The organism is Micromonospora sp. NPDC049204, from assembly GCF_040647935.1.
Classification (GTDB): Bacteria; Actinomycetota; Actinomycetes; order Mycobacteriales; family Micromonosporaceae; genus Micromonospora.
The window spans coordinates 334,584-347,298 of sequence record NZ_JBEZDC010000001.1 but is presented as its reverse complement, the minus strand read 5'-3'; the positions used below and the strand labels follow the sequence as shown (position 1 = coordinate 347,298).

The following is a 12,715-nucleotide window of genomic DNA, read 5'->3' as shown; positions in this document are numbered from 1 at the left end:
CCGTTGCCCGATGATCGGTGCATGAGCGCGGCTACCTGGCGGGTGGCGGGTCGGACACTTCCCGGCCCGAAGATCCTGGCACTGTGGATGCTGGCGACCGTGCCGGCGCCGCTGGTCTTCTTCGAGTGGACACATCGCTGGGAGGAGGACCCGGGGGTCTCAGCGGCGTTGTGGTGGATCGCCGGGGCGGTGCCCGTGCTCGCCGCCGTGGTGGCCGCCCGGTGGACCTGGTCCGCCTCCCCGCGTCGCAGCGCCTCGGCCCCGGTGGCCGCCGTGGTGGCGGCAGCGCTGGTCAGCGCGGTGTTCGTGGCCGCGACGATGGCCGTCTACCGGTGGGTCATCCCGCTCACCGGTGTGGCCCCGTGGCGAGGGGTGGTGATCGCCTGCGCACCGCTGGTGATCTGCGGCGCGGTGGTCGGCCACCTCCTTGCCCGAGGTCGCCCACGCCGCAGCCACCCGTCGGTGCGACACGGTCTGGTCACGGGCGGGATCACCGTCGTCGTGGGTGCCCTGCTGGCCCAGCTGACGGTGCAGTTGGGGGCCGAGGGCAGCACCGTGCGCTACGGCGAGTGGGAATACGGGGCAGTGGGGCCGTACGCGAGCTCAGCCAGCGAGTCCGGGCACCTGACGTTGCCGGCGGCGGGCCGGTACGCGATCTACGCGGTGGGTTTCGCACCTGCCGATCCGGACTGCGAGGTCACCGGCGCTGGCGCGAACGCCCGGCGGGCGCAGCCGGTGACGATCCCACCCGGCGGCTACGGAGGCGACGCGGCCTCCTACGCCTGGGTCGCCACCGTCGACGTGCCCAGCGCCGGTGCCTACTCGCTGTCCTGTCGAACGTCCGACCCGGAGACCTCGTACACGGTCGGGGAGGTCCCGGAGATCCGCGGGGCGGTGGGTGCGCTGATCCACTGGCCACTGATCGCGATCTGGCTGCTCGGCGCCGCCCCCGGTCTCGCGACCATCGCGGCCACCGTCCGGCGACGCGCCGGGCGCCGCCCGGCGGGTGACGTGACCGTCGAGGTGTAGCGCGTCCAACGGCGGCGGTACGTCGACACCAACCGCTCGGCGGTCGTGACAGCCGACCTGGTCCCCGATGTCCTCCGGGATGTCGAATGGGTTGCGCTCGAGAGCGCTGCCTTCGCCGAGCTTCCGCCACTACCCGTCGCATGCTCGTGACGATCCGCGTGCGGACGCTCCCCGTACTCTTAAGGTTCTTTGAAGTTTCGTGGCTCAGCTTGGAAGTTGGCAAAACGGCTCACTAACCTCATCCCGTCCGGATCGTCGCTAGCTTGACGATCCGGGCAAAGTCCCCTGAGGAAGGTTGCCAACGCCAATGAGGCTGTCCCGCCGTACCCTGCTCGGCACCGCGGTGGCCGGCACCGCCGTCTCCGTCGCCGGAGTCTCGTTCGACGCCTACGCGGCCGAACCCGCCGCCGCGATCAGCCCGTCCGGCGATGTCGTCGGAAAGATCACCGTCGGCTACCAGGGGTGGTTCACCGGGGCCGGCGACGGGAGCCCTCTGGCGGGCTGGTGGCACTACGGCCAGGACTGGCAGAAGACGCCCTCGCCGGTCAACGAGGCCCTCAAGTCGTGGCCGGACGTGCGTGACTACGAGCGGGTGTACAAGACCGGATACCAGAACCTGGGCAACGGGCAGCCGGCCTCGCTGTTCTCGTCCTACGACCAGCAGACCGTGGACACCCACTTCCGCTGGATGCAGGAGAACGGGCTGGACACCGCGGCCCTGCAACGCTTCAACCCGGTTGGTGGGGAGGGCCCGATCCGCGACGCCGTGACGATCAAGGTGCGCAACGCCGCCGAGCGGTTCGGGCGCAAGTTCTACATCATGTACGACGTCAGCGGCTGGACGACGATGCAGCAGCAGATCAAGGACGACTGGGTCAACAAGATGAGGGCGTACACGACCTCCCCGGCGTACGCCAGGCAGAACGGCAAACCGGTCGTCGGGATCTGGGGTTTCGGCTTCAACGACGAGAACCACCCGTGGAGCGCGGCGGCCTGCCTCGATGTGATCACCTGGTTCAAGGCACAGGGCGTGTACGTCATGGGCGGCACGCCGACGCACTGGCGCAACAGCGACGGCACCCAGGACTCGCGGGCCGGATTCGCCGACGTCTACCACGCGTACGACATGATCTCGCCCTGGATGGTCGGCCGGATCGGCGACCAGGCCGGGTCGGACTGGTTCTACACCAACGTCACGCTGCCGGACGTGCGGGACTGCGTGGCGCACGGCATCGACTACCAGCCGTGTGTGTTGCCCGGGGACCTGCAGGAGCGGCAGCGCGCACACGGTGACTTCATGTGGCGACAGTTCTACAACGTGATCCGGGCGGGCGCTCCGGCGATCTACATCTCGATGTTCGACGAGTACAACGAGGGCAACCAGATCGCCAAGACCGCGGAGAGCGCCGCGTTCGTCCCGGTCGGCTCGACGTTCCTGCCGCTGGATGAGGACGGCACGGCCTGCTCGGCGGACTACTACCTGCGGCTCACCGGCGACGGTGGCCGGATGCTCAAGGGCGCGATCGCGTTGACCGCGAACCGGCCGACCGCCCCGGTGCTCGGCGCGACTCCGCCCACCACCGCGGCGGTCGGCGTCCGCTCCCGCGCCAACGGCCTCTTCGTGGGCGGCTCACCGTTGGTCGCCTCGCTGACCACCGCGTCGGAGAAGTTCACCGTCGTCGACGCCGGCGGTGGTCTCGTGGCCCTCAGGTCCGCCCGAACCGGCAGGTACGTCTGCGCCGAGCAGGCCGGCGCGGCGGCGCTGGTGGCCGACCGGGACGTGGTCGGCGGTTGGGAGACGTTCACCCAGGTGGCGAACCCGGACGGCAGTGTCAGTTTCCGCAGCAGCGCGAACGACAGGTACGTCTGCGCGGACAACGCCGGCGCCGACCCGTTGATCGCGAATCGCACGGCGGTCGGTCCGTGGGAGTCCTTCGACCTCGTGTGACGCCCTCTCCGTCCTGAAGGGCGGAGATTCCGGTCTGCTACACCCCCGAAGGGGCGAGCTCGAAGGTGCGCCCGTGCCGGGCGGCCTTGTACTCCAGCATGGCCGCGAACTGCGACCACCCAGCATCGTGCACCGACTTCGCCAACCGTGCTCGGACGAGACCGGTCGCTGCGCCGACCTCGCCTGCTCGCCACCCATCATCCGATGTATACGGCGTTGAAGCGCCGCCAGCGGGCTCCTCTCCGCTGCCCCCGGCCTGTCGGGTCCCGTCGGTGCGCTGCCAACCTCCAGCGGAAGCCTGCCGGCGGGTGGGCAGCTCGCGCTGATCTCGTCATCGATCGATCGTTGCCGATTGTGTGGCGCCGGAGTAACCTTCGCGAAACACATCAGATGTCTGCCCGACTCGGGGCTCGACGCTGGCCTGCTGCCCAAGGTCGTGGTCGGTCCGGGCAGCGGACCCGTCTCGGTTACCACAGTTGTCACGCATCGGGGTGGCCGGATCGGTCACCGTTTGGAGGATCGATGTCAGACCTGACCCGACGCCAAGCCCTCAAGATCGGTGCGGCCGGTGCGGGCGGTGCCCTCCTGCCGCTGCCCTGGACGGCCGTGGCGAAAGCGGGCTCGGTGGCGCCGCCGCAGGTGCTGGCCGCCGGTGACCTCGCCCTCTGGTACGACGAGGGCGCCGGCACCGACTGGCTGCGGGCGCTGCCGATCGGCAACGGCCGGCTCGGCGCGATGGTGTTCGGCAACGTCGACACGGAACGACTCCAGCTCAACGAGGACACCGTCTGGGCCGGCGGCCCGCACGACCCCAGCAACACCCGGGGCGCGGCGGCGCTGGCGGAGATTCGGCGGCTGGTCAACGCGAACCAGTGGACCCAGGCTCAGGACCTCATCAACCAGACCATGATGGGCAACCCGGGCGGGCAGTTGGCCTACCAGACCGTCGGCAACCTCCGGCTCGCCTTCGGCTCCGCCAGCGGCGCGTCCCAGCACAACCGGACGCTCGACCTCACCACCGCCACGGCCACGACGTCGTACGTGCTGAACGGCATCCGGTACCAGCGCGAGGTCTTCTCCAGCGCGCCGGACCAGGTCATCGCGATGCGGCTGACCGCCGACCGCAGCAACTCGATCAGCTTCACCGCCACCTTCGACAGCCCGCAGCGCACCACGGTGTCCAGCCCGGACGGCACGACGATCGGCCTCGACGGCATCTCCGGGAACATGGAGGGCGTCACCGGGCAGGTCCGCTTCCTCGCACTGGCCAACGCCACCGTCACCGGCGGCAGCGTGTCCAGCTCCGGCGGCACCCTGCGGGTCACGAACGCCACCAGCGTGACCCTGCTGGTCTCGATCGGCTCCAGCTACGTCAACTACCGCAACGTCGGAGGCGACTACCAGGGCATCGCCCGGCAGCGCCTCACCGCCGCGCGGGCCAGCAGCTACGACCAGTTGCGCAGCCGGCACGTGGCCGACTACCAGGCGCTGTTCGGCCGGGTCACCCTCGACCTGGGCCGGACCTCCGCGGCCGACCAGACGACGGATGTCCGGATCGCCCAGCACAACAGCGTCAACGACCCGCAGTTCTCCGCGCTGCTGTTCCAGTTCGGTCGGTACCTGTTGATCTCGTCGTCGAGGCCCGGCACCCAGCCGGCCAACCTCCAGGGCATCTGGAACGATTCGCTGGCCCCGTCCTGGGACTCGAAGTACACGATCAACGCCAACCTGCCGATGAACTACTGGCCGGCCAACACCACGAACCTGGCCGAGTGCCACAACCCGGTCTTCGACCTGGTCCGAGACCTCGCCGTCACCGGAACGCGGACCGCCCAGGTGCAGTACGGCGCCGCCGGTGGCTGGGTCACCCACCACAACACCGACGCGTGGCGGGCCACCGCGGTGGTGGACGGCGCGTTCTGGGGCATGTGGCAGACCGGTGGTGCCTGGCTGTCCACGTTGATCTGGGACCACTACCTGTTCAACGGCGACATCGAGTTCCTCCGGACGAACTACCCGGCCATGAAGGGCGCGGCGCAGTTCTTCCTCAACACCCTGGTGACCGAGCCGACCCTCGGCTACCTGGTGACCAACCCGTCGAACTCGCCGGAGCTCAGCCACCACGCGAACGCCAGCGTGTGCGCCGGTCCCACGATGGACAACCAGATCCTGCGGGACCTGTTCGACGCGTGCGCCCGCGCCAGCGAGATCCTCGACGTCGACAGCACCTTCCGCGCCCAGGTCCGCGCCACCCGGGACCGCCTCCCACCCATGAAGATCGGGTCACGCGGCAACATCATGGAGTGGCTCTACGACTGGGTGGAGACCGAGCCCAACCACCGGCACATCTCGCACCTGTACGGGTTGGCGCCCAGCAACCAGATCACCAAGCGCGGCACCCCGCAGCTGTTCGAGGCCGCCCGCCGGACCCTGGCGCTGCGCGGCGACGACGGGACGGGCTGGTCGCTGGCCTGGAAAATCAACTTCTGGGCGCGGATGGAGGAGGGCAAGCGGGCCCACGACCTGATCCGCTACCTCGCCACCACCGCCCGGCTCGCGCCCAACATGTTCGATCTGCACCCGCCGTTCCAGATCGACGGCAACTTCGGCGCTACCGCCGGCATCGCCGAGATGCTGTTGCAGAGCCACGCCGGCGAGCTGCACGTCCTGCCCGCGCTGCCACCGGCCTGGCCGAGTGGGCGGGTCGCCGGTCTGCGGGGTCGGGGCGGGCACACGGTCGACGTCACCTGGGCGAGCGGTCAGGCCACCGAGATCCTCGTGCGGCCGGACCGGGCCGGCACCGTCCGCCTGCGGTCCCGGATCCTCACCGGCACCGTCAGCGTGGTCGACACCGCCGACGGTACGGCGGCCCGGGTCACCCGGATCGAGTCCGACCTGATCGAGGTCACCGTGCAGGCCGGGCGCACCTACCGGGTCACCAGCACGGGCGTCGCCCTGCCGACGCTGGAGCAGAGCTTCAGCAACGTCGGCATCACCAGCGACAGCAACACCAACGTCGGCAACTTCGACGGCGGTGGGGCGTCGCTGTCGGCGCAGGCCCTGGCCGCGGCCGGTGCCAGCCCGGGCGGCACGGTGAGCCGCAACGGCGTCAACTTCCGCTGGCCCAGCGTCAGCTCGGGCGCCGCCGACAACGCCATCGCCTCGGGCCAGACAATCAGTGTCACCGGCACGGGCCGGACGCTCGGCTTCCTCCTGACCGGCACCTATGGCGCCCCGTCGGGCACGGGCACGGTGGTCTACGCCGACGGCACCCGCCAGACGTTCACGCTGAGCACGCCCGACTGGTACGGCGGGCCGAGCTCCGCGGGAACCGCCGCCATCGTGTCCGCTTACCAGAACCGGCCCAACAACCAGCGGCAGAACACCGCCGCCTGCATCTACTACGTGGGTGTGGCGTTGCAGAGCAAGGCGGTCGCCTCGGTCGTGCTGCCCAACATCAGCGCCCGGCCGGCGACGAACGTATCGACGATGCACATCTTCGCCATCGCCATCGGGGGCTGACGGCGACGGAACCCGCTCGGGGGAGCGAGACCGGGCCCGTCCCACCTGGGGACGGGCCCGGTCGCGGCTTATTGCACCTCTCTCCGATCGGCGGCGTGGTTCATCGTTCGCCGTTCTCCGCGACGTCGGAAAATGCGGCGAGACGTAGCCGCGCGGCTACGTGGCCGGTGAACCAGGCGAAGAAGTCGCTGTTCAGGCCATGGCCCGCACGCACCGCGGCGTGCCACTCCGGCCGGTCGAGTACCGCGAGGTACCGCTGCACGATGTGGTCCCGCTGCTCGGTGGTGCAGCCGCACCGGTTCGGAGGCTTGGCCGTCAGATAGTTGGCGATGATCGCGGCGTCGACGTACCGGTTCGCTGTAGGCGGCTGCCGGGCGAGGTGGGCAGCGTGCGCCGCCAATACGGCAGGTGCCGGCGGGTAGTGCTCGAGAGTCATGCCCATGCCATCGCAGTCGGCCATGATCCTCAGTAGCCGGCCGGTGTGGTCGATCAGGTCGTCGTCGCCATCGGTGCTGGTGATCGCTTCGTGCAGGTGCGCTGTGGTGGCCACCTTGCCGGCGAAGTAGCCGTTGAGGTAGTCGCCGTCGCAGGCGCGACGCAGGAGCCAGGCCCGGGATTTCGCGGCGCCTTGTCGACACAGCGCCTCGACGACGTAGACCCGGCCCCAGCCGGCGACGCGCTCGGCGAGCCACTGCAGCGCTTCCGTACCTCCACGGCGGCGCTGCAACGCGTCGGCGGCCAACGGCCCGAAATGGTTCGACAGCAGGCCGATGGTTTGGATCAGCGGGATGTCGTCCTCGGCCCCATCGGCGGCGAGCAGCGTGAGCCCGACCGTGGCGGCATTGCGATCGTTGCTGTGCCGCACCAACCACCGGCCGGCCTGCCGCATGCGCTCCCGATCCGCGCGCAGGGCCGCGGCAACGATGTGGTCGTTGCGATGGATCGGGACGTAGACATCGCGGAGGGTGCCGACAAGTTCACTCGCCCGTGCGTCCGGCTGGCTGAAGTGCCGGTCGAGGATGACAGCGACATCGGCCCCATAGAGTCGTCGATCCCGCGCACGCCGGTATGACGGCCGCGAGCGGTGACGGTCATCGTCCGGATACGGCTCGCCGTCGCGAGGCAGGACACCGTCCGGATGTCGCTGATGGAGACGGAGAGCGTGTGCGAACAGAGCGATCTGGGGTCCGAGCAGTCCAGGCTCGGTCGTCACGCTCACCGGCGGACGGAGGACTCGATTCTTTCGATCATGGCCGCGATAATCCCACCCTCGCGCGCCTTCCAGCAAGCGGCAGCGTCCGTCAAGCGCCTTCGAGCCGATGGTCGACGCCGGAGGAGAGTGCGGATGAGCTGCGACTCCCGAGCAGGTCACGCTGGTACGGGCCGGGTCCGGCAGATCACCGGACCCGGCCGACGTGCGGAACACCTAGCGGATGCGCTCGCCCCGGCTCTCGATCCGGAAGTAGTCGAAGGCGACGTCGAGGTCGGTGGAGGTGCCGGCCCGGTTGAAGGCCAGCAGCCCGGCCTTCGTCGCCTCGACGGTCAACGTCGTGGAGCCGATGTAGCGGTAGACGCTCCCGTCGCGCGAGTAGTAGGCGCGATAGCTGTCCCCGACCTTGGTGAGTCGGAGCCAGATCGCGCCGTCGGCTCCGACGATCCGCTGGGCGTCCGCGCCGGTGATCTCCACGGTCGACGTCGTGCCGTTCTGCTCACGCAGGAAGACGAGCCGGACCTTGTTGATGGCCGCGGTCGCGTTGCCCATCTCCCAGGCGAGCTTCACGTAGTTGTTGTCGTCGGCGTACCCGATGACACCGCCCTGTTCGTTGTTGGCGGCCAGCGGGCGGGAGAAGACGATTTTGGACTCGGCCGTCCAGTCACCCTCGACGTCCTGCAGGGCCAGGTTCTTCGCGGTGTTGGTGCTGCCCTGCAGATCACCCTGCTGCGCGGTGATGACCAGGGACCCGTCGGCCAGACGCCGCCGGCTCTCGTCCGGCCGGACCCACTGCCACTGCGGGCCGAGCTGGGCCGAGTCGAACTCGTCGCTGCCGGTGCTCGTGGTGTTCAGGTCCACGGTGTAGACCGACGAGGCTGCGCCGTTCGTGACGGTGACCCGAGCCTGCCCGGTGGGGCTGGTCGCCTGCTCCACCGCGACCGTGGCAGCGGGGTCGGCGGCGCTGGCGGTGACCGTCGGGACGGTCGTGGTGCCGGCTGCCGTGAGGGCGTTGTACCGCAGCACCGTCGGCGTGAAGGAGGCCAGGCGCTTGCCGTCGACGCGTAGGGCCGTCAGCGTCGTGTCGGGCACCAGGTTGAAGACGTAGTTCTTCACCAGCGGGCCGAAGAAGCTCTCCGTCGTGACCTTGACGACCGCCTGCCCGGGAACGCTCGCCGCCTGGGAGACGATCTGGTAGCGCGCCTTCCGGTCGGCCGTCCGCACCTTCGTGATGGTGGGGGAACCTCCGGCCCGCACGGGAATGGTGTACGAGGTGTCGGACAGGTTGAAGCCGCCGAACGTCTTCCCGTTCACGACGATCGTCGCCGAGAGCGGCGCGTCGTCGACCGGGATGTCCCGCCCGCTGAACTCCTTCCAGTAGTTCACCGACGTGTCCCGCCAGTCGGCGGCGTCCGCCTCGTGGACGGCCAGCTTGGCGCGTACCTCCGCGAACCGGCGTGCGTCGATGTCGGCTTGGAGCGTCTCCCAGGTCTCGCGCATCCACGTCACGTACTGCACGCCCATCTGGTAGCGGTAGACCAGCTCGTCCCAGAACGGTCGGCCGCTGTCCATCCGATGGCCCCACGGCACGTGGTGGAACCACATCAGCAGGTTCTCCGGGACCGAGTCGATGTTTCCGTAGCGCTGCTGGAGTCGGGGGAAGTACTGGGCGGCCAGGTTGCTGCCGGTGGGGGAGCGGTCGTAGCCGAGGCCGACGCTGTCGGCCTGGTTGTAGTAGACCGGGCTCCAGTCGTCGCGGCCCGCCCAGTCGGCCGGGTCGGGACGGTAGTGGACGCCCTCGGCGAACTGGTGGCCGATGCCCAGCGGCGTCTGGTAGCTCACCAGCGCCTCCCACGAGCCCATCATCATCTTGCGGATGGTGTCGACGACACGCCTGTCGTTGCCCCAGGTCATCCGGACCCAGTCGGTCGCGATGTCCGCCGAGTCGAGCGACCAGTTCCACGCCTGCCGGCCGAACGCGAACAGGTTCGCCTGGGCGAAGTGGTGCCCGGTCAGGTTGTCGGCGTTGCCGAGGTTGGCGACACCCACGATGGCGGTGTCCGGGTGGTGCTGGGCGCTCCCGTCGACGATGTCGCCGACCAGGCGCTTCTTGAGCAGCTTGCCGTTCGCGTCGGTCGCGTACGTGTCGGTCTTGAGGATCTCCTCGTACATGGGCCCGAGGTAGGCCAGCATCCAGTTCTGGCCCGTGTACTCCTGGGTGATCTGGAGTTCCAGGGCCTGGTTGGTGTTCTCCATCCGGCCGAACATCGGGTGGATGGGCTCCCGGGCCTGGAAGTCCAGTGGCCCGTTCTTGGTCTGCAGGAACACGTTGTCGGCGAAGCGCCCTCTGCTGCCGTCGGGTTGGACCTCGTCGTCGATCGGCCCGAACTCCAGGTAGGCCCGCTTGAGACGGTCGTTGTCGACCTCGGCGTTGTAGACGAAGGTCCGCCAGTGCACTGTCATCCCGAGTGGCGCGACCGCTGCGCCGATGGCGTTGGCGCCGTCGCCGTGGTCGTACCCGAAGTCCTGTGGCCCCGGCTGGCCCTCCGAGTTGGCCTTCACGGTGAAGCCCATGAAGTCCGGGATGGCGGCCTGGATCTGCTCCGCCCGGCGGTGCCACCAACCCCGGAAGTCGGCGCCGTACGGATCGAGTTGGCTGTTGGTGAGCGTGTCCGGCGCGAATCGGCTGTCCGTGGGCGCGGTGTAGCGGATCGACAGACCCAGCTTGATGCCGTACGGACGCAGCGCGTCGGCGAGGGCGGCCTCCTGCGCGATCCGAGCGCTCGTCAGGTACGCGTTGTCGGCGTTGACATTGTTGATGGTGATGCCGTTGATGCCCAGCGACGCCAACGCGCGTGCCACGACGACGTAGCGGTCGAGGATGACGGGCAGGTTGGCGCCGGCGGTCGCTCCGGTCGCCGCGAAGTTGAAGATCGCCCCGCTCTCGCCGTTCAACCCGCCGATGCCGGAGGCGTTGTTGCCGGCGTAGAGGCGCTCGGTCTCCCAGTTGTTCAGCAGTCGATGCTTGATCTTCGGTGACTCCGCGACACGGAGGTGGTCGATGGGCTTCTGCGTCTGCATCAGCCGCAGGAACGCGTACGTCCCGTAGAGAGCGCCGAGGTCGGTGTTGCCGGCGATGACAGTGAACCGGTCCCTGCCGCGCGACAGCGAGCGCACGAGGTAGCCCTCGTCGCCGACCCGGGCCAGGTCGCGTGCCGGGATGAGGCGGCGCACCAGCGGTGAGCTTGCCGGCGTGCCCACCACGACCGCACCATCCGGGACCCGGTCACCGCTGACGGTCGTCACGGGTGTCGAACGGCTGAGGAGCCCGCCGAGGCCGCGCACCAGCTCGTCCCGGGCCGCGCCGAGGGTGGTCTCGGCCAGCTTCTCGGTGGAGCCGGGCGCCATGGCGAGGTCGGTGGTGTGCCGGTGGACCGGGTTGGCGTCGGCGTTCTCGACCACGATCGTCGTGACCGTGCGGTGGTAGTCGCGCAGCAGTTTCGCGTCGCTGACCGGCACATATCGCAACCACAGGTCGGAGCCGCTGTAGTCGTCCGGCGACTCGGCGGCGGTGGCGGGCGTGGTGGCGACGGCGAGGGTGGCCGCGACCGTGGCGAGCGCCGTGCCGAGCACGATGAGGACTCGCCGCAGCCTGGGCACCGGACCTCGGTTCATTGCCTTCTCCTCTGTAGTCCGACGGAGACGTCGATCGGGACGGCGCACGCACGTAGTGACGCAGTTGAATGGAAGGTGCGCCGATCCTGTCCGGGGTGCCCCGGCCTGGGCAAGGAGTTGTCGTTTCTTGTCGCCGGGTGGCCTCACCACAGGTGCGCCGCCGGGTTGGGCGCCGGCCGCTGCCGGACCCAGGGCGGTCGGGCCCGACCCGGGCTCGGGTTGCGGGCGGCCGTGGAGTGGCGGACCACGAGGCGTACCGGCAGGACCATCGGTCGACCGGTGTGCCCGGGTGCCCCCTCGATCATCGTGAGCAGGTGGCGGGTCGCGGCCGAGCCCTCCGCGTACAGCGGTGCCGCGACAGTGGTCAGCCCAGGTGTGACGATGTCGGCCGCGACGATGTTGTCGAAACCCACGATGCTCACGTCGCCCGGAATGTCGACGCCCCGCAGACCGAGACCGCGGATGAGGCCGATCGCCATCTGGTCGTTGAAGGCGAGGACGGCGGTTGCCGGCCGCGCGCACAACTCCTCGGCGGCCCGCTCACCGCCCGCGATGGTCGGGCTGAAGGGGCCGATCTGACGTACTTTGATCTCCAGCTCCATGCCGGCCTCGAGCAGCGACCGCCAGCGGATGCCGTTCGGCCAGGAGGCCTCCGGCCCGGCGACGTACGTGATGTGGTCGTGCCCCAGCTCACCGAGGTGTTCGACGGCCCGCCGCACACCCCGGGGGTTGTCCGTCACGACGCAGGGCACGTCGGCGATGGCGCGGTTGAGGACCACCACCGGCCGTTGCTTGGCGAACATCCGGATGGCCGAGTCGGACATCCGGCTGCTGGCCAGCACGATGCCGTCGACCGTGGACATGGTGCGTTCGATCGCTTCCCGTTCCCGTCGGTCCGACTCCTGGGCGTCGATCAGCACGGTGGTGTACCCGTCGTCGGTCGCCGCCTCCTGCGCGCCGCGCACGATCTCGGCGTACACCGGGTTGGTGATGTCGGCGATGACGATCGCGATCATCTGCGTCCGTGCCGTGCTGAGGGTGCGGGCGAGGGGGCTGGTCCGATAGCCCAGCCGCTCCGCGACCTGCCGGACCCGCTCGGCGGTCTCGGAGTTGACGCGGCTCGGCCTGGAGAAGGCACGGGACACGGTGGACGGTGAGACGTCGGCTTCGCTCGCGACGTCGTAGATCGTGACCCTCTTGTCGGGCGGCCTGGTGTGGTCGGGCATCTGCATGCTCCTCCCGGCTACGCGCCGTGATCATGGTATGACGGCGGTGAGTGCTCGGCAATGCCCTCGCAACAAACCGGTGTCTCGGACGCATTCGCGCGAGGC

General features: G+C 69.5%; 6 protein-coding genes. 3 read left to right on the top strand and 3 right to left on the bottom strand.

The genetic code is table 11. The features are described from left to right. Window positions 1-21 precede the first annotated feature (21 nt). The 3 genes from AB0A90_RS01645 (at window position 22) to AB0A90_RS01635 (ending at window position 6,499) form a co-directional block, all read left to right on the top strand. A complete protein-coding gene (locus AB0A90_RS01645; RefSeq protein WP_357239909.1) occupies window positions 22-1,029 on the top strand; it encodes a hypothetical protein in 1,008 nt (335 codons plus the stop codon). A gap of 307 nt (window positions 1,030-1,336) precedes the next feature. Then, the gene (locus tag AB0A90_RS01640; RefSeq protein WP_357239906.1) at window positions 1,337-2,977 is read left to right on the top strand and encodes a lectin; all 1,641 of its coding nucleotides are present in this window, start codon (window positions 1,337-1,339) and stop codon (window positions 2,975-2,977) included. A 522-nt stretch (window positions 2,978-3,499) separates the two neighbouring features. Further along, complete coding sequence (locus AB0A90_RS01635; RefSeq protein ID WP_357239903.1) at window positions 3,500-6,499, top strand: glycoside hydrolase family 95 protein; 3,000 nt, start codon at window positions 3,500-3,502, stop codon at window positions 6,497-6,499. Window positions 6,500-6,599: 100 nt separating this feature from the next. On the opposite strand, the gene AB0A90_RS01630 is transcribed toward AB0A90_RS01635, so the two are convergent. From AB0A90_RS01630 to AB0A90_RS01620, 3 genes are all read right to left on the bottom strand, one after another. Beyond that, on the bottom strand, window positions 6,600-7,718 hold the full coding sequence (locus AB0A90_RS01630; protein WP_357239900.1) for a hypothetical protein: 1,119 nt from the start codon (window positions 7,716-7,718) through the stop codon (window positions 6,600-6,602). A 207-nt stretch (window positions 7,719-7,925) separates the two neighbouring features. Next, window positions 7,926-11,384, bottom strand: a complete 3,459-nt coding sequence (locus tag AB0A90_RS01625; protein ID WP_357239897.1) for an alpha-glucuronidase family glycosyl hydrolase — start codon at window positions 11,382-11,384, stop codon at window positions 7,926-7,928. 143 nt (window positions 11,385-11,527) lie between these two features. Next, a complete protein-coding gene (locus tag AB0A90_RS01620) occupies window positions 11,528-12,610 on the bottom strand; it encodes a LacI family DNA-binding transcriptional regulator (protein WP_357239894.1) in 1,083 nt (360 codons plus the stop codon). Between the last annotated feature and the right edge of the window lie 105 nt (window positions 12,611-12,715).